The following is a 23,844-nucleotide window of genomic DNA, read 5'->3' on the forward strand; positions in this document are numbered from 1 at the left end:
ACTCCAATGCATATTTCTAGTGATTCTTATGCGGTTACGCTATCAACATGAACCTTGAGCAGTTGCGTAGCTTCAGCACGGTGGCCCGGCTGGGGAACTTCACCCGCGCCGCCGAACACCTGCACCTCGCGCAGCCCTCGTTGAGCCGGCAGATCGCAGCGCTCGAGCAGGATCTCGGCGCCGAGCTGCTCCACCGCGCCCATGGCGGCACCACGCTCACCACCGCGGGCGAATCGTTGCTGCCCCTGGCCCGGCGGATGCTCGCCGACGCGGAGTCCGTGCGACGGGAACTGGCCGAACTCGCCGGCCTCCAGCGCGGGAGGGTGCGCCTCGGCGCGACACCGTCCCTCTGCATCAGCCTCGTTGCTGAAGTGCTCAGCGCGTTCCATTCCGCCCATCCCGCGATCGAGCTTCAGCTCTCAGAACAGGGATCGCGCCGGCTGCTGGACGAACTCGCCCGTGGCGAACTCGATCTGGCGCTCATCAACACGTCGGAAGCCACCGCCATTGACCGGTTCTCGGTCCCCCCGTTGCTCGTCGAGGAGCTCGTGCTGATCTCCTCAGCCGGCGCACCGCCCGTCACGACCCTCAAAGCGATCACACTCGAGGCGATCGCTGACCTGCCACAGATCATGTTCAGCGCGACCTACGAACTTCGCAGCACAACCGATGCCGCCTTCCGGGCACAGGATCTCACGCCCAATGTGGTGCTCGCGGGGGCGGAGATGGATGCCGTGTTGCGGTTCGTTGAACGCGGGCTCGGTGTTGCGATAGTTCCTGCGATGGTGCTCATCGACCGACCGGGGCTGCGATCTGTACGACTCGAGGCGCCGGCACTCACCCGATCGATCACTCTCGCCCGACCGGCCGATGTCGCGCCCACCGCCGCGGTCGAGGTGATGCAGCGCACGATCACCGCCACCGCCACCGCTTTCGCAGGCCGGGTCGGGTCGACCATGCGTCTCGCTGAACCGTTCGTGTCACGAGACGGCCAAGAAGCCTGATCGCGCCGGCGCGGACGCCTGCACACACCGAAGGGCGGTGCGCATCTGCGCGACTGCGCTGACCTAGCGTGTGGTTTTCGTACCCAGGCCATCTGCGGCGATTTTGGGCCGTGGAATGAAGGCGGCGATGATGATGCAGACGACCGCCGCTGTCAGTCCGAGGGTCAGGGCGAGCATGAACCCTGACTCCGTCGGGCCGGTGTCGCTGCCGCCGGTCATTGCGGACTGTGCCAGCACGGCTCCGACTACTGCGGCTGCGACGCTCGTGCCCAGCGATCGCATGAGCGCGTTGAGCCCGTTGGCGGCTCCGGTCTCACTCGCGGGAACGGCCTGCATGATCAGGGCCGGCATTGCCGCGTATCCGAGACCGATCCCCACGCCAACGAGAGTGTTGACGATCAGGATCTGCCACAGAGTCGCGTGGAAGAGTAAGGCGCCCCCGTAGCTGATCGCGATGACCACGGCTCCGGCGATCAGCAACGGCTTCGGGCCATGGACTCGCTGAATGCGCCCGGCGATGGGGGCCATCGCCATCATGGCAAGGCCCGACGGAGCGAGCACGAGTGCGGCAACGAGCAGCGACAGTCCGAGCCCGATTCCCGTAGTGATCGGCAGTGCGAGCAGCTGGGGGAAGACGATGTTGGAGGCGAACAAGGCGAATCCCATGGCAATGGACGCGAGGTTGGTAAGCAATACCGGTCCGCGTGCGGTCACCCGGAGGTCGACCAGTGGGTCGGCGGTGCGGAGCTCGAAGACGCCCCACGCACAGAGCACAACGATGCCGCCGATGAGCAGGGTGAGGGTTCGCGGGTCACCCCAGCCCCATTCCCCGCCGCGCGACACGGCGATGAGGGATCCGACCAGTCCGATCGTAAGACCGGCTATTCCGATGATGTCGAGCCTGCCGGCTGTGCGGGACGTGTTGGTGGGCACGAGGACCGCATACAGCACCAGGCACACCGCGGTGAGGGCCGCGGCGATCCAGGACAGGGCATGCCAGTCGAGGTTGTCGGCGACCAGCGCGCTGATCGGGAGGCCGAGCGCTCCGCCGACCCCGAGCGTCGCGGAAACGAGTGCGATGGCCGAGCCGAGGCGACGCGGGGGCAAGACGTCGCGAAGGATGGCGATTCCGAGCGGGATGACGCCGGCAGCCATTCCCTGGAGTACTCGGGCGATGATCATCGGGGGAGGGTGTCGGATAGCGCCGCGAGGATCGCTCCGAGGAGCTGGAGCACGAGCAACGCCATTGCGATGCGTCGTTTGCCATACATGTCTCCGAGTCGACCCGCGATGGGACTGCTGATCGCGGCAGCGACGAGGGTGGCGGTGATGACCCACGCGGTGCCTTCGCTCGAGGCGTTGAGGAGCTGAGGCAGCCGGGGCTGGAGGGGGATCAGGATCGTCTGCATGAACGCAGCGCTCACTCCCGCCAGCGCAAGGGCGGCCACCACGAGATTGGGATTGGCGGTGCGCGTCAGTAACGTTCGGTCTGTCATAGTCTGAGTCCTTCTGAAAGAGTGCGTAAATGAGTGCGCGCGAGCGCGCCGAAGAGGTCGCCGTGCCAAACGGTCGTGACGGTCGTGACGATCGTGGCGGGCGATGGAAAGTGGTGACTAGGTGGGGGTCAGCTGGACGGCCAGGAACTCAGCGTGGTGTGCAACGCATCGAGGACGCGGTCCCACGATGCGCTGGAGGATCGTGTGCCACGGCTGAAGCCGCCGCCGCGTTCAAGGAGTACGAAGCCGTGAAAGGTTGCGTGAAGGAGCCGCACCGCATCCGTCTCGTCGGGTTCGTTCAGTGCGTAGCCGCGCAGGATCGCCCTGGTCATGGCCGCATGGCGCGCGGCGGCGCTTTGTTCGGCAACATCGGGCTCCAAGGTCATTTGTGTCGCGGCGTACCGCCCGGGATGAGTCGTCGCGTACGCGCGGTACGCGTTGGCGAAGGCGATGAGTGCGTCGCGTCCGGCTCGCCCGGCAAGGGCCGCGCCGACCTGATCGGCAAGTTCGGCCAAGGAAAGCACCGCCACACCGGACCGCAGTTCGTGCAGACTGCGGACGTGCGCGTACAGGCTGGCGTCTTTGACCTCGAAGAGCCGCGCGACAGCGGACATCGACACGCTCTCGAAGCCGTCCTTGTCAGCCAGGTCGGCAGCGGCGTCGATGATGCGGGTCGGCGTGAGTCCTGCACGAGCCATGATGAAACCTTTCTCTTTTCCTAGGGCCATACTAGAGTTACCTAGGAGTCCTAGGCAACTGGTTTTCACACCGATTGCAAAAACCGTCAGGAAAGGCAGTCATGACCGAGTGGATTACAACCGAGATAGATGAGGACCTTGTGCACGGTGCTGTGGAACTCGAGCGCACCCCTGGCGGTGTGCTGCCCCATCGGCTTCCCTCCTGGGCGCGCCGTCAGTTCGCTGATGAGTACCTTGCGCGCGTGGAAAGCCAGCCGTCGGGTGTTCGCCTGATCTTTCGAACGCGCGCCACGGCAATCGAACTGGACCTGATGTCGACCCAAACAGCGTTCAGAGGCGGCCCAGTCCCGGCGGATGGCAAGCTCGACCTGTACGTGGACGGACTGCTCGTCGCGCAGGCCGCCGTGCGCGCGGGCATTCTTCACGTCGTTGACATGATGACGCAGGAAACTGAAACCCAGACCGGACCATCGTCGACGTCGTCGTTCCTGGGATTGCCGGCATCCGACAAGGAAGTGCAGATCTGGTTGCCGCAGACGGAAACGACGGAACTACTCGAACTGCGCAGCGACGCCCCTATTCGCAGCGGGTTGGGCCGCCCCCGGCGTGTCTGGCTGCACCACGGGAGCTCGATCAGCCACGGTTCCACCGCCGAGAGCCCCAGCGCGACCTGGCCGGCGATCGCCTCGACAATGGCCGATACAGACCTGGTCAACCTGGGATTCAGCGGCAACGCGTTACTCGACCCGTTTGTCGCTCGCACCATGCGAGACACAGCCGCCGATGTGATCAGCGTCAAGTTAGGAATCAACCTGACGAACACAGACATCATGCGAGTACGTGCCTTCGTGCCGGCCGTGCACGGATTCCTCGACACGATCCGCGACGGGCATCCGGACACCCCATTCTTAGTGGTCTCTCCGATCTCCTGCCCAATTCAGGAGGACACACCCGGACCCATCGCTCCGGACTTCAGCGGTGGACAGCTGAGTTTTCATGCCACAGGGGATCCGGCTGACCCTACGCGGTTGACGCTGAACATGATCCGCATCCTCCTGGCGCAGGTCGTGGCTGAGCGCGCCGTCGACGATCCGAATCTGCATTACTTGGATGGCCGTGAGCTGTTCGGGGAACAAGACAGTGTCGAAATGCCTCTGCCGGACGGGCTTCACCCGAATCCGGCCGGGCACCGCAGGATCGGCGAGCGCTTCGGTGAACGCGTCTTCGGCACCGCGGGCGTGTTCGCGGAGCACTAGCGACACGGATCGCCGGCCCGGACACCGACATGGCTGAGCATGTTGGGCGCCACGGCTCGTGGTGGCGTCACTCGTCCGAGATTCTTGGTCTTCGGTAAGAGGTAACCTTCGGGCACATGTTTACTCGCAATGCTGACAACCTCGATTTGGTTGAGGAACTCCTCCGAGAAGTTGCCGCGCGCCATGTGCTGCCGCGTTTTCAATCGCTTCGGCCTGATGACGTCTCGGCCAAGGCAGATGGCGAGATGGCGACCGTCGCCGATCACGAGGCCGAGAACGCACTGGCGCTCGGACTGGCCCGCATACGCCCGCGTTCGATCATCATCGGTGAAGAAGCCGCTGGAACGGACCCAGGGATGCTTTCTGCGTTGGATTCAAGCGAAGACGTGTGGCTGGTCGACGCGCTTGACGGTACCGACAACATTATCGCCGGCTCCGCCGACTACGGAATGATGATCGCTCTCGTGCGCGACCGGGTCACCCTGCTGGGGGCGATCTTCCAACCCCAGCACGACAGGATGTTTCTCGCCAAGCGAGGAATGGGCGCAACGCTCAACGGTAGCGACCTCCTTCCACCGGCCCGCGAAGTTCTGCCCGTCGAGAACTTGGCCGGCTCCATTCATACTCGTTTTCTTGACCGGCGCACAACGGCGCAAGTTCACGCCCACGCGTCACGACTGGGCAACGTCACACCGATCACTCGCTGCGCGGCCATCGAGTACCCACTGATCGCCCACGGTGTTCGGGATTTCGCACTGTTTGGCCGAACTCGTCCATGGGATCACGCGGCGGGCACTCTCCTGGTCACCGAGACGGGCGGGACCGCTACGCGACTCGACGGCACGCCTTATCTATCCTCGAACGAAGCAAGCGGTCTGCTCGTTGCCGGCGGTGAGAGTGTCGAACGGCAACTCCGCGAGGCGCTGGAGCTGGTCTGACCCCAGCAATCTGTCCGTGATGATCACGGAACAGCGGAGCTGAAAGCCCTTGTTCGCACGGCGATTCTGCGGTCGTTGAAGCATTGCACCTAGCGAGCTCAGAACAGGCAGAATCGCCCGCGGGCCCGGTTCGCTGATAGATCGTGTCCTCGATCATCCGTTTGTGCAGGTTGCCCACGAGGATGCTGTGGCTTTCGCCAGCTGGGAAGCTTTCGTAGACATCGACGGTGGCCTCATGCGAAGCGCCCGCCGCATTGGACTTTCCTACGGCTATCCGACGGATAGCGGTGATTGCCCTGTCACGGACATCGGTGTCGAACGATCTCATGCTGATGAGCAGTTCGGCGGTGTCGGGAATAATGTTGTTCTTCGTCCCGGCGTGAAGCGAGCCGATGGTCAAGACCAGTGATTCGGTGGCCGCGATCTCACGGGAGACGATCGTCTGGAGGCGCAGGACGGTGGCGGCCGCCATCACGATCGGGTCGACCGTGGTCTCGGGGCGTGACCCGTGGCCACCGCGACCGTGAAGAGTGATCCGGATCCCGTCGGCGGCAGCGAAGGCGAGACCCGGCTGGACGGCAAGGACCCCTGCCGGCAGAGGGGACACATGTTGTCCCAGCACGACTGCGGGGCGCGGAATGCGATCGAAGAGCGAGTCCTCTGCCATGGCTCTCGCACCGGCTCAGAGTTCCTCGGCGGGTTGGAAGAGGATCTCGAGGGTTCCGCTCCATGATCCACGGTCCTGTGAGAGGTGCCTTGCGGCCCCGATGAGGCAGGTGACGTGCATGTCATGCCCACAGGCGTGCATGACCGGGACCTCGTTGCCATCCTGATCATTCCCGAGTGTGTTGCTGGCGTATTCGAGCCCGGTCTGTTCCGCGACTGGGAGGGCGTCCATGTCGGCTCGGAGTAACACCGTCGGGCCGTCACCGTTGCGGAGGACACCGACGACGCCGGTCGTACCGATGCCGGTGAGGACGTCGAAACCGAGTGCTCGTAGTTCCGCTTCCACCAGAGCCGCCGTGTTGTGCTCCGAAAGACAACTGAGGGTTCATATGAAGGAACCGGTAGATGTCTTCGAGGGCTGTTGGGTTCGAACCTGACGATGACATCTGGCACCTGGTCTCTAGGTATCCGGCTCTGAGGACTCGCGGTCAGTATTGCCTGGGCACCAGCGGCGTCTGCGGAGCCTCGCTAACTGGCTCTTTTCGCCGGCGCCGACCTCGCGCACAATGGAGTATGGCCGCCGAACAGGAAGCAGGAAGAAGGGTTCACTGCACATGACCACCTACGCCGCGACAATCAGCCTTCCGCAGTCGCTTGCCGCCAAGCTCGCCGACGGTTAGGTCAACCATGGCCAGCCCGACTACGGCACCGCGGGTTCATGCGGAAACTCGTGCTCAGTGGCGCCGTTGGTTGCTCGCAAACCACGAACTCGAACGGTCCGTGTGGTTGGTGTCCTGGAAGAAGGCCACGGGCAAACCCTCTGTCAGCTACGACGACGCCGTATCAGAGGCTCTCTGCGTGGGCTGGGTAGACAGCAAACCCCAGAAACTCGACGATGAGCGAACGATGCTCTACTTCTCTCCCCGGAAGCCGACAAGTGCGTGGTCTCGGCCGAACAAGATCAGGGTCGAAGCCCTGCGCGCAGCAGGACTCATACTGCCCGCCGGCGAAGCGGCGATCGCGCACGCGATCAGCAACGGTTCCTGGGCTTTGCTGGATGAGGTCGAGGACCTCATCGTTCCACCGGACCTTGCCGAAGCTTTCGAGGAAAACCCTCCAGCCCGGGCGAATTGGGACCAGTTCCCGCCGTCTGCCCGTCGCGGCATCCTCGAATGGATCGTCCAAGCCAAACGACCCCAAACCCGAGCCGCGAGAATCCTCGAGACCGCACAGCTCGCCTCCCGCAACCAACGTGCAGCCCAATGGACCAGAGTGACCGATGGCAAGTAGCGTCGGACGGGCACGAATGTCCCGCAGTGCGACGGCCCCGGTGCGGGGAACGCATGCGGGTCTCTCGCGGAACCGCTACGGGGCGGCTCGGTGGGATACGGCCCCACCGCCCCAGGCCACTTCGGACGCTGGCACGATTGTGAACCTTTTCGGTGGTCAAGAACTGACGTCAAACCAGGGCCCGATACTACTGTTGCCGTATGTCTACAACCGATCCGCTGCCCGACCGCCCCGCTCCGGATAACCCGTCAGGGAAGCTGATTCTGGTGCGCCACGGGGAGACGGAGTGGTCGAAGAGCGGCAAACACACGGGGCTCACGGATGTTCCGCTCACTGCCCGGGGAGAGGATCTTGCCCGCGGCGCGGGCAGTTTGGTGGACTGCTACGATTTCTCGCTCGTGCTGACCTCACCGCTGCAGCGTGCGCGGCGGACTGCTGAGCTCGCCGGCCTGGATGCCGAGGTTGACCCGCTTCTTGTCGAATGGGACTACGGCGGATATGAGGGGCGCACGACGCGCGACATCCGCCGCGAGCTCGGCTACAACTGGAGCGCATTCACCCACGGCGTAATTCGTGGGGAGACGCCTGGTGAGACGGTCGAGGAGGTCGCCGGCCGCGCATCGCGGGTGCTCACGCGAGTGCTGCCTGCGATGGAGGAGGGAGACGTCGCCCTGGTCGCGCACGGCCATTTCCTGCGCATCCTGACGGCGGTGTACCTGAGAATGGCCCCTCGATTCGGCGCTCAAATCACCCTGGATGCCGGATCGGTCTCGGTGCTCAGCTTCTACCGTGAGCAGCCGGCCATCTTGTCGTGGAACTACGGAGCCGAGCTGCCCATGGCGCCCTCAGAGTCCTAAGACTCGACCTAGCCCCAATGCGGGCGAGATGACAGAGGACAACTACAGGAGCATCTGAATGAGCAGGTGCACGAAGTACCGAAGCGAGTACGCCTCCCACACAGCGCCGACGATGAGCAGCACCAACGCGGGGAGCGCCAGAAGTCCGATCTGCTTCAGGCCCTGAACGTAGCCCCGGCGGCGATTGTGCGCTCCGCCGCTGCGCGGAAACAGCCAATATCACGTGCAGTGGCGTTTCATCATCAGATGATGTGACACGGTGTCACTACCGTCGGCACTCCGCTTCCGCGAGCGTTAAGTTTATGAAAATCCTCGATCTGGCGCTGAACGCACTCATTGTCCTAGGCGCAACCGTCTTCCTTGCCTACGTCGGCTTCTATTACTTCGACTTTGGCCTCTTCACGACACTTCCGGCGAACGTCGTGGACATATTCCTGCAGAACGGGGCGTTACAGTACGTAGGGCTTGGGCTCGGCATCGCGGCGCTGATCGCGAAACGCCCCGTCGGCCGCGAGATCAAGCGGCAGGACGCCGGGAATCGGAGCTGACCATCGACGACCACGCAGAGGGCGAGGCTCCCAGCATCACGCGAATGCGTCGGGTAGCGATGGTATCGGCTGTCGTCGCTATCGCGCCCCCGAGCGTTATCGGCATCGTGCTCACTGCGACTTCCTGGTCGGAGGGGTTCGTCGTTGTTCTAGGGTTCCTGGTCACCCTCGCTCTGCTGCGCAAGTGGAGCTTAGATGGGTACCCGCGCCTGGCGATCCTTGCGTTCATGTTCACCGCTGCGTCGTGGATCATCGGGGCTCTGACGGCCTCGAGCCCGATGGGTTTTGTGCCGATGGCGCTTATCGGCGCGCTCCTGCTCGCGCGAACACAAAAACGCCAGCTCTGGATCGCGGTGTTCGCGCTCGCGGTCGCGACGATCGGGGCGAGCTCCTTCGCCTTCCACCCCGCAAGTTGGGCGCTAGCCGCCCAGTACCTGGCGCTTCCGGCTGTCGGCACACTCTTCGTCGTCGCGGTGATTGTGCTCAGCGAGCAGGCCTGGCAGGTCGTGCGGCGGCTCGAACGCGCGCAAGAAACAGAGGCAGAGCTTGCGGTCGCGCGCGAGCGGATGCGCTTCGCCGGTGACCTCCACGATATTCAGGGCCATTCACTGCACGTCATCAAACTCAGAGCCGCACTCGGCCGACGTGCGGTTCGCACTGATCCCGACCGAGCCGAGTTGGAATTCAGCGAGATCCGCAGTCTCGTCGACGAGACGATCGCCCAGACGAGAGCGCTGACATATGCGCGCTATGAGTTGAATTTGGTGGCCGAACTCGAAAACGCCAAGCGACTCGTTGAGGCTGCGGGAGTGGCCGTCGAGGTGAGATTCGAAGACACAGGAGAGGGTGCCGCGGACCCACTGTTGGCACAGGTGCTGAGGGAAGCCACGACCAACCTGCTTCGCCACGCACGTCCGACCATTGTCACGATCACCGCATCGCCGCGGTCCGTGGAGGTGGCCAACGACGGCGCAGCCGATACGGGCGACTCCCGGCTGAGAGGGCTCGCACACCTGCGGGAGCGCGTGGAGAGCGCCGGCGGCGCGCTGCGGGTCGAACGATCACCGGGTAGGTTCGTCGTATCCGCCCGGATCGATCCCGAGATCGCTATCAGTGGGACCGGGGGCAGGAGATGACCGACGTTGATCCGATCAGGATCATTCTGGCCGATGACGAGCACCTGTTACGAGCGCTACTCTCCGCTCTCCTCACTCTCGACGGGACTATCGACGTTGTTGCGCAGGCAGAGAACGGCAAAGAGGCCGTGACCGCGACGCTTCAGCACCATCCGGATGTGCTTGTCATCGACCTCGAGATGCCTGAGATGGACGGCCTGGATGCGGTCGCGTCGATCATGGTGAAAAGTCCCGAGCAACGTGTGCTGATGCTCACCCGGCACGCGCGACAGGGTGTCCTCCGGCGCGCGCTCAAGCTGGGGGTGCTGGGCTTCATGAGCAAGGGCGCTGACCCGGAGGAGATCGCCGAGGTCATCCGCAAGGTGAACGATGGTCAGCGCTGGATCGCGCACGATGTCCTCGAGGTCTCGGTCGTCGACGACTCGCCTCTGACTGAACGCGAGGCCGAAGTTCTCCGGGAGACGCGCGAGGGGTACTCGGTCAAGGACATCGCCAGGCGATTGCACCTCGCACCTGGCACCGTTCGAAATTACCTCTCGTACGCGACACAGAAGACCGCGACCACAACCAGACACAACGCAGCGAGGGCAGCCCGCGATCGCGGCTGGCTATGACCGCTAGCACCCATGCATTTCGTGACCGGCCACTCGTCCTCGCTGGTGACATCGAGGTGAATGTAGCGCGTCAGCTGACCGAAACCTGTTCCGGCAGTGCCCGGATCTGGAACGATGCGCGTTTGTGAAGCGCGGCCACCACGAGGAACACAACCAGTCCAAGCAACGTGAGCCCCGCGCCGACGAGTGGCAAGACGTTGTAGTCGTACCCGCGGCGGAGCACCTCCCCGCCCACGGCGGAGCCAAGACTGACACCAGCCATGAAAGATGCTGAGGCGATGGCAGAAATGAACGGCGAGGTGACGTTTGCCACCTCGACCGCAAACGACTGCAGTGGCGGGACCATCCCGAATCCGGCGGCACCGAGCACGCCGAGCAACACGATGACCGCGAAGATATTCGTGTCGAGAAAGGAGAAGGTGATGAGAGCGGCGGCCAACACGCCCATCGCGGTGACGGTCGTGCCGCGGATGGACTTGTCTGCGAAGACGCCGGCGTAGTGGGTTCCCACGACCAGGCCAACCCCGAACACGAGGAGCAGCCAGACGACTGCGCCGGATGAGGCGCCGGATCGCTCCTGGAGGATCGGCTCGATATAGGTGAACATGATGAACAGGCCGCCGTATGCGAGTGCCATCGCGGCGTACGTCAGCCAAAGCCGTCCGGTGCGAAGGGCGGCGCCGACGCTGCCGGAGGTGGCAACCACTGCCTCGGCTCTGCGAGGCAGCACCGCGATGAGACCAACAAGGGATATCACGGCGAGCACCGTCACGAACCAGAAGACGCTTCTCCAGCCCCAGGCGTTGCCGGCGAGGTTGCCGATGACGACACCGAGGACGTTGGAGATTGTGAGGCCCGAAAAGACCAGCGCGATGGCGCGGCCGCGTCTAGCGGTTGTGACAAGGTCGCTGGCGATAGTGATCGCCACTCCCATGAATGCGCCGAGCATGGCACCAGCGAGCGCGCGGGTCAGGATGGCGAGGAGGAGCGTTGGCGAGAGCGCGGTACCGATATTCGCGACGAGGAACACCGCCACGAGAATGATGGTGAGTAGCTTGTGTGGAACCCGAAGCGTCGCGGCGGCGATCAGCGGCCCGCCGATAACCCCGCCCAACGCGAATCCAGTGGTGATCAACCCCGCGTCGGCAACGGGTACAGCGAATCCGTCAGCGACTGACAGCAGTTGGCCGTTCGGTGCGAACTCGGCAGTTCCGAGAGCGAATGACGTCAGCGCGAGGGCGTAAAGGGGAAGCGGAGAGGATCTCATGCCTCCATCGTCGAGCGGCTGGCAGCCGGCGACCAGATACCGCTGAATCATACTCATCACAGGGAATGGATAGCCCGGAACGATGGACGTAGCGTTAACCCATGAGTAGTCAAGGTCCCCTCGCCGAGTATCTGCGCGCCAAGCGCGCTGACCTACTGCCCGACCGCACGCAGCTGGCCGGCTATGGCGCCCGGCGGCGAGTGCGAGGGCTTCGGCGCGAGGAGGTCGCGCAGCTCGCCGGCGTCAGCATCGGCTACTACACACGCCTGGAACAGGGGCACAGCCGTCACGCCTCCGATGAGGTTCTGCTCGCGATCGCGATCGCATTGCAACTGACCGTCACCGAGACCGAACACCTGCTGGACGTTTCAAAGGTGCGAATGCCGTTACGCGGCCCTGCTGCCCCTCCCATCGAGGTCGCAAGCCCCACCGCGCTCAAGATGCTCGGCTTCGTCACGGACCGTCCAGCCGTGCTCCTTGGTCGCCGCGACGACGTACTCGCCTGGAACCGGCTCGGGCACGCGCTCATCGCCCCGTACCTCCCGTTCTCCGCCCCGGGAATAGCGAGTGAACGCCCGTCGCTGGCACGCATGCTCTTCCTCGACGCCCAAACTCGAGCTCTCTATCCGAACTGGATGAAAGAGGCCGGGCAAGTCGTCGCGTACCACCGAATGGTCAGCGGCAAGCATCCCGACGACACGGCGCTCATCGCGCTCGTCGGAGAACTCGTCATGAAGGATCCCGCGTTCGCGACTCTGTGGTCGGAGGGTCGCGTCGGCGAATGCATCTCCGGCAGCAAACAATTCCACCACCCGGTGGCGGGGGACTTCGCCGCAACCTACGACCTCTGGGCGCAAGCCAGCTACCCCGAACATCGTCTCGAAATCTACGACCCGGAAGAACCCGACCGGGTCATTGCAGCGCTGTGGCGCGTCCCCGAGGCCGGGCTCGGCGCGCACGAAGTACCAAAGGCGCACAACGTCTCCTAGACGGGAGGCGCCTCAGCTCGACCGGCGGGCGGCGTGGGTGGACACCGCCGGGTCGAGCGCCGGCGGCTTCGCTTCGGCCGCGGTCTGCGCGGTCTCGGTCTGCACGGTCGCGGGGCGGCGGAACTGACCGGTGGCGACGAGGACGATCACGAGTGCGAGCGGGACGATCCACCCGCTCCATCCCAAGGGGGTTGCCTGCGTGGTGTCGATGTGCTCGCCCGCCATGGAGAAGATCAGGATGGTGCCGGCAGCCCCGTTGAACGCAGCGTGTGCGAGGGCTGCGGGCCACACCGAGTCAGAGCGAAGGCGCAGCCAGCCGAAGACCGCGCCGACGAGGATGCACATTCCGACCATCATGGTGAGGCCGAGCCAGCCTGGCGCGTCGGGATAGTTGTAGCCGAGGAGGACCATCGGTGCGTGCCAGAGTCCCCAGATGACGCCCGAGATCACGATCGCCGGTACCGTTCCGAGCGGCATGAGCTTCGGGAGAAGCCAGCCTCGCCAGCCCAGTTCCTCTCCGAGTGCCGGAACCAGGTTGAGGAACGCCGCCACGGGGAGCATGAGCAGCTGGATGGCGACGAGCACGCCGAGATCAATCGTCAACTCGCCCGTCCCCGCAGCTTGTGCCCGTTCGGCGAGGTCCTGCTCGAATCCCGAGAAATTCACGAAGTCGGCCGGATATACCCCCAGCAGTGCACCGACGGGAAGCGAGACGAGAACAAGCGCGATCGGCACGAAGATTCCCACGAGGGAGTATTTGACCAGTCGGCGTGCGGGCTTCAACGGCCAGAGCCCGAGCAATCTGGCTTTCTGCCGATCCCGGTCGACGAAGAACACCATGATCAGCGCCGCCACCGCGGGAGATGCCATGGTCGCGACTGCGATGATCGCGATCATGCCCGTCGGGCTATCGATTCCGTCGCCGAACCAGAGCGGGAGCGCGATATTCCACGCCAGCACGCAGGCGATCGAGACGAAGATGACAATTGAGCGGATGTCGCGGCCGCTCAATCGAGAACCTGCTGGGGTGTCAACCGGGGAAGCTTCTGCGGAGGCATGGCCGCTCACGACGTCTGGTCCGGGAGGATGTGCAGACCGGCGATCGTCCGGTCGTCACGGAACGAGATTCGCGCCGTGTAATCGCCTGCCTCCAGGGAGAGCGGCGTGTTGGTCACCGTCACATCGCTGGCTCGCGACACAACCGGTTCTCCCTGGACTTCGAACCCCCCGGACAAGCCCACGATCTGCGACCACGCCGCCGCCAGGGCATCCTCCGATAGACCGTCACGCATGGCCGGGTCGAACCGTTCGGTGACGAGCTCCCATCGACCGGCCGCAAGGTCGTGGACGACCGAACGGGCCAATTCTGCGGCGTCGTTGAGGGGCGTGGTGTTCATGAGTGCTCCTGTTCGTGGGTCAATGGGTTTGCCGTAGCGCTGGAATGCTGCTTGCCGGCTCACGCCGAGAGCGTCGCCGATGGTCTGCCAGGTAGCGCCGCGCTCACGCGACTGCTGGACGACGGAGCGAACGACCTCCTCGGCAGCCGACTGGAGCCTGAGCGAGTACCCGATCGCGCCGGCAAAATCGTCGCTGTCCGTCAGAACGCGGGCCGCGAGGAATGCGTCTGCGTGCCGTTTGAGGTCTTGCATCGCAGTTGTCAAATTGTTTTGCATATGTCAAGCGTAGCTTTACAACGCCCGTTCTCGCAACACTTGGGTCGCTCGACGCGGCCAATGCCCGGTTAGTTCTGAGCGTCGAACCGTTTGCGCGAGAGCTCGACCTCGGTCATGTTCTGCGTGGTCCACTGAAGAAGCGCGTCGACGAGCTGGTTGAGGGTGTCGCCGACCGGGGCGATTCGGTATTCCACGGCTACTGGGCGAACCGGGAGCACGAGCCGTTCGATCATGCCATTGCGCTCGAGGCGACGCAGTGTGGTCGTGAGGGACTTCTGCCCGATAGCGGGGATCGCCCGCCGGAGCTCGTTGAAGCGCAGCGGTCGGCCGCAGAGCTGGTCGAGCACTTGGAGGGACCATTTGTCGAGCACCTGGTCCAGGAGTTCGCGGTGCGGTGCGGAGACCTGCAGCAGGTCGGCGCCAGTGTGCGCGGTGTCGTTCATAGCACCTAGTCTCGTTGAAGTTCCCTCGGTGCACCTAGTAGAAATGAGACACCAATGAAGACTCTAACAAAGGAAGAATCATGACTGTCCGCACTCTTTCCCCTGACAACATGTTCCAGCCCGTGCCCTACCACCACGTCGCTGTCGGGACAGGCACCCGCCACGTTCACGTCGCCGGCCAGATCTCCCGCGACGGCGATGCCAACCTCATCGCCACGGGCGATCTTGCCGGCCAGGTCGCCCAGGTCCTCCGCAACACCGCACGTGGCCTCGCCGGAGCCGGAGCGACGTTTGCCGACGTGGTGCGCCTGCGCTTCTTCCTGACCAACTCGACGCCGGATATGTTCGGCGAATGGATGGCCGGGATCGAGTCGGTCAGAGAGGAGCTGGGTTTGCCGAGTCCGCTTCCGCCTCTGTCGGCCATCGGTGTCGACTTCCTCTTCGAGCCCGACGTCGTCGTGGAGCTTGAGGCCTACGCCATCCTCGACTGACGTCCGCCGGTCCCGCGTGGAGGGCGCTCGTCCGCGCGGGATCAGGCACCGAGTTCAGGACGGTGGCCAGTGCAGGAGTGCCGCGTCGACAACGCGCCGTAGGGCTGCAGGGGACGAACCACCTCTGAGCCGCCCACGGCAAGAACTGCGCCCACGGCAGGCACTGATGGCAGCGGGCGCCGCTTCCGGCTTCACCAGCCCGGGAGTGGCGCGCCCGCGCGCCTCCTAACGTCCACGCCTGCCGAATCGACCGGCGGTCACGCGGACAGGCTGACGTTTTGCTTTTCGACGTACTGGCGAGCTCGGCTGAGAACATCCTGCTGGGCGGAGTTGTACAGTTCGAGCAGTGCCTCGGAGATCGTTTGCCGGGCATCGCGGTCGCTCCACCATCGGCCGGTATCAACTGACCACGGGCGGTCGGGGGATCGCCAATTCCCCCTCGAGGTGACGATTCTGTGCGCCACGCGCTCTCGTGTGGCTTCGTCTGCATCGCCGTGCAGACCGTCGAATTCCAGCCTGACCGCGTCAGGCTCCGTGAGTACCATCTGCCTCAGCCGGGACATGGATTCGCCTGCGGAAAGCCTCGTGAAGATGTGGATGAGCGCCTGGTCTGCCACCGACAGTCGCGACGCTAGGGCTTCGAAGCCCCTTGGTGTGTGGGCGGGTGCGTGATCGCGCAGAATCGCCGCCATGTCCGATCGTGCACGATGCAGACGCTCGATCTCCTCCTGCACGCATCGATCGAGCTGCCGCAGCCCGCCCAGCACCACGACGCCATCCTCGTCTGCGCGCACTTGCGCCAGCGGAACTCCTAGCTCGGCAATCCGCCGCACCTGAATCAACCGCACGAGATGATGCACTCGGTACTGCTTATATCCGTTGTATTTGCGCTCGGGGGCTTCGAGCAGCCCGAGCGAGTGATAGTGCCGAATCGCATTGACCGTCGTTCCCGCGAGATCCGCGAGTTCACTCGTGCTCCACGTCACGAAATTCTCCTTCGTATGCTCAAAAAGGCTGTCGATATCCGTTACGTTCGTGCCGGTCGGAGGCAGTGTCGGCGATCGCCGCCACCGCCCCATCGAGGGTGCTTACGGTTCGCGGCGCGCCGTCCTCCACAGACCGATCGAGAGAGGGATTCCCACCCACACCAGGACTGAGACAAGCAGTTTCGCCCAGCCATCGGCCGTCATCAGCCCGCTCATGAGAGTGCGGAGAGTGTTGGTCATGTCCAGCCATTCAGCGGGTCCGCTCAGCGGCTCGACCGCAAAGCTGAGGATCGACCATACCGTCGGCAGACCGAGGTAAGCCACGATCGCCACCGGGGTGCTCAAGAAGGCAAGCCCGAAGGCGATGCCCTGTGCCACAAGCAAGACGAGCGCTAATGCGGTACCGAGAATGATCGGCCTATTGATCTCCCACGAGCCACCGGTGTCGAGCCACACGATGCCGATGAGGTTGAACACGGCGGCGACTGCAAGAGTCACCACCATCAGCACCATCCCGAGATAGCTTGCCGAGGCGAGCTTGGCGAGGTTGACGCGGGTGCGCCGCGGTTCGAGAGTGAAGGTCGTGAGCGCCGTGCGGGCTGACCATTCGCTGGTCGCCGCCATCACTCCGATAAGTGGCAGCAGGAAGAGCTGGCCCGTGGAAGCTGCCGACACGAAGTTGGTGAAGGTGAGGCCGTCGGCTGTGCCCGTGACGAGCGGCAACGTAATCAGACCAGCACTGACTATCGCGATTGTGACGAGCAGCCACACCCCGGAGCGTGTGTCTACCTGCTTCCGCAGTTCGACGGTCGCGAGGCGGATAAACGGCACACTTCCCATCGGGCTGGTGCGCGCGGCCGGCGGGAACGGGTTGTCTACTGAGACCGACTGTGAATCGCTTGTGATGCCTGGATTGGTCATGCGGGTACATCCTCTCGCCCGTGCTGGGCGGTCATGGAGAAGAACAGTTCTTCGAGTCCGGCGTTCGAGGCCGGGTGGAGGTCGATGACGACGATTGCAGCCTCGAGGGCGAGCCGGCCGACATCGTGCACCGAGGCAGAGGTCGACAGCCCGTCCGAAACAGGGCTGACATCGAAACCGGCGATGGTCAAGGCTCGACTGAGTGAGTCATCGTCCAGGCTGCGCACCGACGTGCCTTTCGTGGCGAGCAGCTCGGCAGCGCTTCCTTTGGCCAGAACCTTGCCCCGCCCGATGATGACGAGGTCGTCGGCGACGGCCTCGACCTCGAGCAACAGGTGCGATGAGAGCAGAACGGTGCCGCCCGAGGCGGCGAACGACGTCAGAACGCCCCGCATCCACCGAATTCCCGCGGGATCGAGTCCGTTCGACGGTTCGTCGAGAATGAGCACGGCGGGGTCGCCGAGCAGGGCGCTAGCCAGGCCAAGCCGCTGGCGCATGCCGAGGGAGTAGCCGCGAATGCGCCCGCCGCCCTCCTTCGCGGTCAGCCCGACGATCTCAAGGACCTGGTCGGCCCTGCCCGCCGGCATGCCCATGAGCTGTGCCGAGAGTGCGAGTGATTCTCGGCCCGTGCGGCCCGGGTGCTGGGCGCCCGCATCGAGCAGCACACCGACGTGGCGGCCCGGGTTCTCCAGGGAACGGAACGGAACACCGAGCACGCTGCTACTGCCGGAAGTGGGTTTGGCGAGCCCCACCAGCATGCGCATCGTCGTCGACTTCCCGGCACCATTGGGGCCGAGGAATCCCGTTATGCGGCCAGGCTCGGCGGAGAACGAGACGTTGTCGACCGCCATCGAGTTTCGGTAGCGCTTGGTGAGATTGGTTGCGGTAATCATGTGTCCAAGAATCGCTCAGCACGCTTCCACGCAAATCAGCGCATGGTCTCGTCTCCCTCCACCTTTGGGTTGAGGCGGTAGAGCGTTAAAGAGGAGTGGCTGCGGGATGCAACCACCTACGCTGGAGAACGTGACCAACAGGCAGCGTTCCGGCCCCGCCTCGACGGCGGCTGCGTTTTCCGCGGCCTCCAGCGCGCGCGGGGGGCCGACCGCGGTCCCCGATGCTCCGAACCTCGGACCGTGGTCGCGAATCTGGCGGTACCTCTTGGCCGGGGGAATCGGTCTGACCTTGTGGTTCACCGTCATCTTTACCTATAGCAGGCCGATTGGCACCGATTTCACCTCCGGCGAGGAGGCCGTCGTTCGCGGCTTCGTCATCCTCGATCTCCTAGTCGGTCTCGTTGCGGTCGCGGTACTGCCGTTGAGACGCCGCCACCCGGTGATCACGTCGGCGTTGGTCGCGGGCCTCACTGTGCTCTCCAGCTTCGCGGTAGGCGCGGCAGCGCTCGCCGTCGTGTCGATGAGCACTCGTCGGCGCTGGAAGCCAGCCGTCGCCATCGGCTTCGTCTGGGTCGGGTGCACCATGCTCTACGCGACGGTGTTACGACCACGCGTGCCCGGCACCACCTCGGATATCGCTTTCACCTGGGCTGGAGGCGGCTTGGCCGTCGCCGTCTACGTGGTGTGCGTGTCAACCGGCTATTACATCGGCGCGCGGCGCGAACTGCTCATCTCCCTCCGCGAACGGGCGGAAAATGCCGAGCGTGAGCAAAACCTCCGTGAGAACTCGGCGCGGGAGTCTGAGCGCACCCGGATCGCACGCGAGATGCACGATGTGCTCGCGCATCGCATCTCGCTCGTGAGCCTGCACGCCGGAGCGCTGAGCTACCGTACTGATCTCTCCCGCGACGAGACCGCGGAGGCGGCAACGGTCATCCAGAACAACGCACAGCTCGCGTTGACCGAACTTCGACAGATCCTCGGTGTCCTGCGGTCGAGTGATGGAGACAAGCATGCCGAGCCGCCCCAGCCCACCCTTGCCGAGCTGCCAGCCTTACTTGCCGATTCGCGGGAGGCCGGGATGGACGTCACCTTGAGGGCTGTTGACATAGATCCGGGTGATGGCCCGCCGGGAGGGGGGCTCAAGGAACTTTCCGATTCTGTGTCTCGAACTGCATACCGAATCGTTCAAGAAGCCCTCACCAACGCTCGTAAGCACGCGGGGAGTGCACCCGTTGATCTTGTGCTCGAAAAGCGTGTCGACGAGTTGCTGGTCGTTGTGCGTAACCCGCGTCGGCGGGAAACGGTTACCGCACGAGGAGAGACCGAAATGCGTGGCAGCGGCGTCGGGCTCTTGGGCCTGCGGGAGCGCGCCGAGCTTGCCGGCGGCAGTCTCGACTACGGGATTGACCGCGGGGATCGTTTTGTAGTGACGGCGAGGCTGCCGTGGGCGTGACGACGCGTGTCGCGATCGTGGACGACGACGCTCTCGTACGTGCGGGCCTGCGGATGATCCTGGGCGGTGATTCCTCGCTCAGCATCGTGGGCGAGGCATCCGACGGTCGCGAAGCGCTCGACATGATCGCGACCGCGTCTCCTCACGTGGTGCTGATGGACATCCGGATGCCAGTGCTGGATGGCCTCGAGACCACGAAGGTCTTGACGCGGCGTGGCGACCAGGTTCGAATCATCGTGTTGACGACATTCGACACGGACGAGCTCGTGGTCACTGCTCTGCGACACGGTGCGGTCGGCTTTCTGCTGAAAGATACGTCGCCAAGCGATATCGTCGACGCCGTGAGACGTGTGGCCGCGGGGGAGTCGATACTGTCACCGAGCGTGACAGCCCAGCTCATCGCCAAGGTCACGGGCGGCTCGGACGCCCAACACGAGCGCGCCGTTGTTTTGCTCGAGGGGCTGACCGATCGCGAGCGTGAAGTTGCGATTGCTGTAGGTCGCGGACTCTCGAACACCGAGATCTCGGCGGAACTCTTCATGGGCGTCGCGACAGTCAAGACCCATCTCGGGCACGTTTTCGTCAAACTGGATGCCGCCAACCGAGTCCAAGTTGCTCGTGTGGTGCACGACGCTGAACTCGCAAGCGATTAGGGGTGCGAGCCGCCAGTCACCTTGAGGCGCGCGGTGGCAATACGCTGACGCAATCCTCCCGCAACGGCGTGAGTACGGCCTCCGCAATGTCTTCCAGTCCGGTTGCTTGGGCCGGCGTCAGGTGAGCGAACACAGTGCGGCGCACCTCCGCGCAATACCCGGGCTCCGTCTCGGCTACGACACCCGCCCCGGCGTCGGTCAACCGGGCCAGGGTCCTGCGAGCGTCGCGGGGATCGCTGCTGCGGGTTATCCATCCTCGCTCCTGAAGCCGGGCCACGATCCGCGAGAGATGCGACGGGGTGACGCTTGCGGTCGCGGCTAAGCGAGTCATGTGGATTTCGCGTTCTTCACTGAGCGACAGCCATCGCAGGACCTGATACTCCGCGTGACTCAACTTCGCGACGCGCTCCAAGTACGTGTCCAGCTCAGCCGGCAGCCACATCATGACTCCGACGAGCAAAGACCAGGTTCGGTCCTCGTGACTGGACAATCGCTCTTCAACGGCCATGTCCTGATTCTATCAACGTTTGCCACGGCAAGCATTCCCGCCTAGGGTTGCTTTCCGTGGCAAGGAAAAACCTTGCTTCAGCGAAAAGGAGATATTCATGCAGGCTGCGCGCTATCACAATTTTGGGGACCCGGATGTTCTCGTTGTCGAGCAAGTCGCCGAACCTCACGCATCAGCAAACTCGGTTCGGATCGCTGTGAAAGCCGTGAGTGTCAACACCATCGACTACCTCTTCCGTGCCGGCACCCTGCAGGACATGCTTCCTCTAGCGCTACCTGCGATTCCTGGACGCGACGCCGTCGGAGTCATCGATGAGGTCGGGGAAGGAGTGACGGACTCGAAGGTCGGCGACCTGGTATTCGGACTGGGTGGCGTGAGCGATACAACGGCGGAGTTCGCGGTGCTGACGGCTTGGAGCGCGGTGCCTCCGCACTGGTCCATCGAGCAGGCCGCCGCCGCGGGGCTCGCGTCCGCCACCGCGGCAGGCGCGATCAACGCTCTCGGCGATCTGAACGGGCGGACGCTCCTGATCGAAGGCGCATCCGGTGCTGTAGGAAGTGCCGCGACAGCCCTGGCGCTCGCCGCCGGAGCAAAGGTGATCGGTACGGCGCGACCCGCGAATCATCACCACGTCACCGCCCTCGGGGCGACTGTGACAACCTACGGGCCCGGATTGGCCGAGCGAGTCGCCGCCTTGGCGCCGGAGGGGGTGTTCGCGGCTCTACATGCTGCGCCGTCACCCGCCTTGGTGGATTTGGTGAGCATCGTCGGCGACAAGTCCCGCGTGGTGTCGGTCGTAGGCACGGGGGAAGCCGTGCAGCAAGGGGTCGTTGTCGTGAACGCTGTGAACGACTCGGCACTGCTCGAGCAGACGGCTGATCTCGGCAGGCGCGGCCTCTACACGCCTCGCGTGGACCGCGTTGTACCGCTCTCATCCATGCGAGAGGCTCACGAGCTGGCCTCGGGTGGCGCTGGCAAAGTCGTGGTGACCGTGAGCTGATCGCGCCTCCGCAGGCCGAGCGCTCGACTCGTCAGGCAGGCTTGCTCGGACAAGCGGGAGAATCGACCACGATCGTGACGAGCAGCGAGCGGTGGCTGCGCTGAGCTCTCCACGCGACCTCGGCGAACGGTGATTCGTCCGACGCTCGCTCACTCAGTGAGCGTGTCTGAAGTCGGATTCATCGCCTGAGAATTGGGACCGTGATTCCACTGGCATTGTCTTGGCCGCTGGACCCGCATTTGACCTGGTGCTTGCCACATGGTGTGGACTCGATCGAATAGCCCCTGTGACGGCCGCAAGTGCGAAGGAGAACAATCGTGTCCGACCCCGAAGCGGAGACGCTTTTCCCGCACGCCGGCGGCCCGATGGCAACAGAACCACCCCCAATGAAAGTCGGCGAATATGACAAACCTAGAAGCGCTCACCAAGCTCGAGACAGCGATCAACTCCCATGACGCCACCAGCATCGCAGCGTGCTTCTCCGCCGACTATGTTTCCGAAACCCCTCATCACCCGTCTAGGAATTACGAGGGTCGCGCAACCGTGCTGCGCAGCTGGACAGCGATACTCAGCCGATTCCCGAATCTGACGGCGCGAGTTCTTCGTCTCGCTATCAATGGCGACGAAGTCTGGTCGGAATGGGAGATGGACGGCACCGCGGCCGACGGCACTTCGGCGGGAATCGTCGGCCCCGTAATCTGGCGCACCGATACGCATGGCCTCGTGTCCTGGTCGCGGTTCTACCTCGAGCCTGTAACCGACGAGCCGATCAGGCCGTCCTGAAATGCCACTAAGTAGAAACGAGACAACATGCTCAGAGTGACCGGAACGATTCTTCTCGCCGTCGGCTTTCTCATGCTCGCCGGCGCGTGGGCCATCACCGACCCTTTCGCCACCGATGCGAACATCGGGGCCGGCGGGCTCATCCTGCTTGGCCGGCCCGCAGGAGGGGTTGGCTTGTTGATCTTGCTCGTCGACGGAATCCTCAGGCTGCGCAGGCGAGACGCTTGACCAAGCTCCGAGCACCTTGAACCCAACCGACACGAAGAAGCACACACAATGCGCGCATGGATAACCGACCAGTCAAGCCACGCAGGAGTTTCATTTCGCGAACTGCCCGATCCGCCCCAACGTGAAGATGAAGCTCTTCTTCAGGTGCAGGCATTCGCGCCGAACCCGGGAGATCTCGCAGCGCTCGCCTCGGCGGAACCCGGATCAGTCCCAGGCTGGGACGGCGCCGGGACCGTGCTTCGTAGCGCGCCGAACGGGAGCGGGCCGAAGGAAGGCCAGTCCGTGATCTTCCTCGGGAGCCACGGCGGCTGGGCTCAGATGCGAAGTGTTCCGACAGCGACGATCGCCGTGACACCGAACGGTGCAGACCCGGCGCTGATGAGCGCGATCCCGGTCCCGGTCACCAGTGCTCTCCGGGCGCTTCGAGGGCTCGGATCGCTGCTCGGGCGGCGTCTGCTCGTAGTGGGTGCCAACAGTGCCGTGGGAGCGGCCGCCGTTCAGCTGGCGGCCAGATCCGGGGCGCACGTCGTCGCGATCGCGCGGGACCAGGTGGCCCACGAACGAATCAGGCAGCTCGGAGCTGCGGAGGTGCACACGACGATGGACACAGTGTCGTTGCCGGTCTTCGCGGCAGTGGACGTCGTGGGCGGGCCGCATCTCGTCGCCGCGTATTCCTTGCTGGCGCCGGGAGGTACGGTCATTGCGCTGGGACATGCCGCCGGTCACGACGAGCATTTCCCGTTCGGCGCCTTTGTCGCCGGCCCGACAAACTTCGACAGAACGATCTCGACGTTCTTCCTCGGTAGCCACACCGGGCTGGGATCCGAAATGGAGTACCTGGCAGCCGAGGTGCACGCCGGGCGCCACACGATCGGGGACCTCGACCGGAGGTCATGGACAGCCCTCGGAATATGGGTCGGCGATGACAGTGTGCGCTCGCCGAACAGGACCGTGTTCCTCGTCGACTGATCCGCGACACCGGGGCAACCGAGCTCGTGGTGGCAGTGGCCCGGGCGGGTGCCCGGGCCACTGCCATGCGCTTGCGCGTTC

The 23,844-nt window shown here is 64.2% G+C and carries 29 protein-coding genes; 16 read left to right on the forward strand and 13 right to left on the reverse strand.

What is annotated here, in order from left to right:
• Window positions 1-47: 47 nt before the first annotated feature.
• Window positions 48-1,004 (forward strand): LysR family transcriptional regulator, encoded by a 957-nt coding sequence (locus BJQ95_RS06680; RefSeq protein WP_130178522.1) that lies wholly within the window; start codon window positions 48-50, stop codon window positions 1,002-1,004.
• A 63-nt stretch (window positions 1,005-1,067) separates the two neighbouring features.
• On the opposite strand, the gene BJQ95_RS06685 is transcribed toward BJQ95_RS06680, so the two are convergent.
• From BJQ95_RS06685 to BJQ95_RS06690, 3 genes are all read right to left on the reverse strand, one after another.
• Window positions 1,068-2,186, reverse strand: a complete 1,119-nt coding sequence (locus BJQ95_RS06685; RefSeq protein ID WP_370688377.1) for an MFS transporter — start codon at window positions 2,184-2,186, stop codon at window positions 1,068-1,070.
• Window positions 2,183-2,500 (reverse strand): MFS transporter, encoded by a 318-nt coding sequence (locus tag BJQ95_RS19520; protein ID WP_370688378.1) that lies wholly within the window; start codon window positions 2,498-2,500, stop codon window positions 2,183-2,185. Before BJQ95_RS19520 ends, BJQ95_RS06685 begins: the two co-directional genes overlap by 4 nt.
• 128 nt (window positions 2,501-2,628) lie before the next feature.
• Complete coding sequence (locus tag BJQ95_RS06690; RefSeq protein WP_130178520.1) at window positions 2,629-3,198, reverse strand: TetR/AcrR family transcriptional regulator; 570 nt, start codon at window positions 3,196-3,198, stop codon at window positions 2,629-2,631.
• Window positions 3,199-3,299: 101 nt separating this feature from the next.
• Between BJQ95_RS06690 and BJQ95_RS06695 the strand changes: the two genes are divergently transcribed.
• On the forward strand, window positions 3,300-4,454 hold the full coding sequence (locus BJQ95_RS06695) for an SGNH/GDSL hydrolase family protein (protein ID WP_130178519.1): 1,155 nt from the start codon (window positions 3,300-3,302) through the stop codon (window positions 4,452-4,454).
• A gap of 116 nt (window positions 4,455-4,570) precedes the next feature.
• Window positions 4,571-5,392, forward strand: coding sequence for an inositol monophosphatase family protein (locus tag BJQ95_RS06700; RefSeq protein WP_130178518.1), 822 nt, complete (start codon window positions 4,571-4,573; stop codon window positions 5,390-5,392).
• Here BJQ95_RS06700 and BJQ95_RS06705 read toward each other — a convergent pair.
• Complete coding sequence (locus tag BJQ95_RS06705) at window positions 5,280-6,059, reverse strand: peptidase dimerization domain-containing protein (protein ID WP_240694853.1); 780 nt, start codon at window positions 6,057-6,059, stop codon at window positions 5,280-5,282. The two genes, BJQ95_RS06700 and BJQ95_RS06705, sit on opposite strands and share 113 nt — an antisense overlap.
• Before the next feature lie 15 nt (window positions 6,060-6,074).
• On the reverse strand, window positions 6,075-6,404 hold the full coding sequence (locus BJQ95_RS06710; RefSeq protein ID WP_240694852.1) for a M20/M25/M40 family metallo-hydrolase: 330 nt from the start codon (window positions 6,402-6,404) through the stop codon (window positions 6,075-6,077).
• 512 nt (window positions 6,405-6,916) lie between these two features.
• Between BJQ95_RS06710 and BJQ95_RS06715 the strand changes: the two genes are divergently transcribed.
• The 5 genes from BJQ95_RS06715 (at window position 6,917) to BJQ95_RS06735 (ending at window position 10,503) form a co-directional block, all read left to right on the forward strand.
• Window positions 6,917-7,348 carry a YdeI family protein gene (locus BJQ95_RS06715; protein WP_240694851.1) on the forward strand — a complete coding sequence of 144 codons (432 nt, stop codon included), beginning with the start codon at window positions 6,917-6,919 and terminating at the stop codon, window positions 7,346-7,348.
• A 200-nt stretch (window positions 7,349-7,548) separates the two neighbouring features.
• Window positions 7,549-8,205 carry a histidine phosphatase family protein gene (locus tag BJQ95_RS06720; protein WP_130178516.1) on the forward strand — a complete coding sequence of 219 codons (657 nt, stop codon included), beginning with the start codon at window positions 7,549-7,551 and terminating at the stop codon, window positions 8,203-8,205.
• Window positions 8,206-8,507: 302 nt separating this feature from the next.
• On the forward strand, window positions 8,508-8,753 hold the full coding sequence (locus tag BJQ95_RS06725) for a hypothetical protein (protein ID WP_130178515.1): 246 nt from the start codon (window positions 8,508-8,510) through the stop codon (window positions 8,751-8,753).
• A 44-nt stretch (window positions 8,754-8,797) separates the two neighbouring features.
• Window positions 8,798-9,889, forward strand: coding sequence for a sensor histidine kinase (locus tag BJQ95_RS06730; protein WP_130178514.1), 1,092 nt, complete (start codon window positions 8,798-8,800; stop codon window positions 9,887-9,889).
• Entirely contained in the window at window positions 9,886-10,503 is a 618-nt protein-coding gene (locus tag BJQ95_RS06735) for a response regulator transcription factor (protein WP_130178513.1), read from the forward strand. The genes BJQ95_RS06730 and BJQ95_RS06735 overlap by 4 nt, the downstream gene beginning before the upstream one ends.
• Window positions 10,504-10,573: 70 nt before the next feature.
• Here BJQ95_RS06735 and BJQ95_RS06740 read toward each other — a convergent pair whose 3' ends face one another.
• Window positions 10,574-11,770 (reverse strand): MFS transporter, encoded by a 1,197-nt coding sequence (locus BJQ95_RS06740; protein ID WP_165384984.1) that lies wholly within the window; start codon window positions 11,768-11,770, stop codon window positions 10,574-10,576.
• A 101-nt stretch (window positions 11,771-11,871) separates the two neighbouring features.
• On the opposite strand from BJQ95_RS06740, the gene BJQ95_RS06745 reads away from it, so the two are divergent.
• On the forward strand, window positions 11,872-12,759 hold the full coding sequence (locus BJQ95_RS06745) for a helix-turn-helix domain-containing protein (protein ID WP_130178511.1): 888 nt from the start codon (window positions 11,872-11,874) through the stop codon (window positions 12,757-12,759).
• A 12-nt stretch (window positions 12,760-12,771) separates the two neighbouring features.
• On the opposite strand, the gene BJQ95_RS06750 is transcribed toward BJQ95_RS06745, so the two are convergent.
• The 3 genes from BJQ95_RS06750 to BJQ95_RS06760 all read right to left on the reverse strand — a co-directional run bounded on the left by BJQ95_RS06750 (window position 12,772) and on the right by BJQ95_RS06760 (window position 14,875).
• The gene (locus tag BJQ95_RS06750) at window positions 12,772-13,770 is read right to left on the reverse strand and encodes a CPBP family intramembrane glutamic endopeptidase (protein WP_130178510.1); all 999 of its coding nucleotides are present in this window, start codon (window positions 13,768-13,770) and stop codon (window positions 12,772-12,774) included.
• Window positions 13,771-13,823: 53 nt separating this feature from the next.
• Window positions 13,824-14,432, reverse strand: a complete 609-nt coding sequence (locus BJQ95_RS06755; RefSeq protein WP_130178509.1) for a DUF3887 domain-containing protein — start codon at window positions 14,430-14,432, stop codon at window positions 13,824-13,826.
• 68 nt (window positions 14,433-14,500) lie between these two features.
• Entirely contained in the window at window positions 14,501-14,875 is a 375-nt protein-coding gene (locus BJQ95_RS06760) for a helix-turn-helix domain-containing protein (protein ID WP_130178508.1), read from the reverse strand.
• 80 nt (window positions 14,876-14,955) lie between these two features.
• On the opposite strand from BJQ95_RS06760, the gene BJQ95_RS06765 reads away from it, so the two are divergent.
• Window positions 14,956-15,366 (forward strand): RidA family protein, encoded by a 411-nt coding sequence (locus tag BJQ95_RS06765; RefSeq protein WP_130178507.1) that lies wholly within the window; start codon window positions 14,956-14,958, stop codon window positions 15,364-15,366.
• A 257-nt stretch (window positions 15,367-15,623) separates the two neighbouring features.
• Here BJQ95_RS06765 and BJQ95_RS06770 read toward each other — a convergent pair whose 3' ends face one another.
• The 3 genes from BJQ95_RS06770 to BJQ95_RS06780 form a co-directional block, all read right to left on the reverse strand.
• Window positions 15,624-16,352, reverse strand: a complete 729-nt coding sequence (locus BJQ95_RS06770) for a MerR family transcriptional regulator (RefSeq protein ID WP_130178506.1) — start codon at window positions 16,350-16,352, stop codon at window positions 15,624-15,626.
• A gap of 102 nt (window positions 16,353-16,454) precedes the next feature.
• Complete coding sequence (locus tag BJQ95_RS06775; protein WP_130178505.1) at window positions 16,455-17,273, reverse strand: ABC transporter permease; 819 nt, start codon at window positions 17,271-17,273, stop codon at window positions 16,455-16,457.
• The gene (locus BJQ95_RS06780; protein ID WP_130178504.1) at window positions 17,270-18,166 is read right to left on the reverse strand and encodes an ABC transporter ATP-binding protein; all 897 of its coding nucleotides are present in this window, start codon (window positions 18,164-18,166) and stop codon (window positions 17,270-17,272) included. The genes BJQ95_RS06775 and BJQ95_RS06780 overlap by 4 nt, the downstream gene beginning before the upstream one ends.
• Window positions 18,167-18,296: 130 nt before the next feature.
• On the opposite strand from BJQ95_RS06780, the gene BJQ95_RS06785 reads away from it, so the two are divergent.
• Window positions 18,297-19,622: a sensor histidine kinase gene (locus BJQ95_RS06785; RefSeq protein ID WP_165384983.1), complete on the forward strand. Its 1,326-nt coding sequence runs from the start codon at window positions 18,297-18,299 to the stop codon at window positions 19,620-19,622.
• The gene (locus BJQ95_RS06790) at window positions 19,613-20,275 is read left to right on the forward strand and encodes a response regulator transcription factor (RefSeq protein ID WP_130178502.1); all 663 of its coding nucleotides are present in this window, start codon (window positions 19,613-19,615) and stop codon (window positions 20,273-20,275) included. The genes BJQ95_RS06785 and BJQ95_RS06790 overlap by 10 nt, the downstream gene beginning before the upstream one ends.
• 16 nt (window positions 20,276-20,291) lie before the next feature.
• Here the strand turns inward: BJQ95_RS06790 and BJQ95_RS06795 are convergent, their stop codons facing one another.
• Entirely contained in the window at window positions 20,292-20,783 is a 492-nt protein-coding gene (locus BJQ95_RS06795; RefSeq protein ID WP_130178501.1) for a MarR family winged helix-turn-helix transcriptional regulator, read from the reverse strand.
• A 97-nt stretch (window positions 20,784-20,880) separates the two neighbouring features.
• On the opposite strand from BJQ95_RS06795, the gene BJQ95_RS06800 reads away from it, so the two are divergent.
• The 4 genes from BJQ95_RS06800 to BJQ95_RS06815 all read left to right on the forward strand — a co-directional run bounded on the left by BJQ95_RS06800 (window position 20,881) and on the right by BJQ95_RS06815 (window position 23,763).
• Window positions 20,881-21,783, forward strand: a complete 903-nt coding sequence (locus tag BJQ95_RS06800) for an NADP-dependent oxidoreductase (protein ID WP_130178594.1) — start codon at window positions 20,881-20,883, stop codon at window positions 21,781-21,783.
• 402 nt (window positions 21,784-22,185) lie between these two features.
• Window positions 22,186-22,566 carry a nuclear transport factor 2 family protein gene (locus BJQ95_RS06805; RefSeq protein WP_130178500.1) on the forward strand — a complete coding sequence of 127 codons (381 nt, stop codon included), beginning with the start codon at window positions 22,186-22,188 and terminating at the stop codon, window positions 22,564-22,566.
• Window positions 22,567-22,602: 36 nt separating this feature from the next.
• The gene (locus BJQ95_RS06810; RefSeq protein WP_130178499.1) at window positions 22,603-22,794 is read left to right on the forward strand and encodes a hypothetical protein; all 192 of its coding nucleotides are present in this window, start codon (window positions 22,603-22,605) and stop codon (window positions 22,792-22,794) included.
• Window positions 22,795-22,842: 48 nt separating this feature from the next.
• Complete coding sequence (locus tag BJQ95_RS06815; RefSeq protein ID WP_130178498.1) at window positions 22,843-23,763, forward strand: zinc-binding dehydrogenase; 921 nt, start codon at window positions 22,843-22,845, stop codon at window positions 23,761-23,763.
• The last annotated feature ends 81 nt before the right edge of the window (window positions 23,764-23,844 follow it).

The sequence above is a fragment of the Cryobacterium sp. SO1 genome, from assembly GCF_004210215.2.
In the GTDB taxonomy this organism is placed as follows: Bacteria; Actinomycetota; Actinomycetes; order Actinomycetales; family Microbacteriaceae; genus Cryobacterium.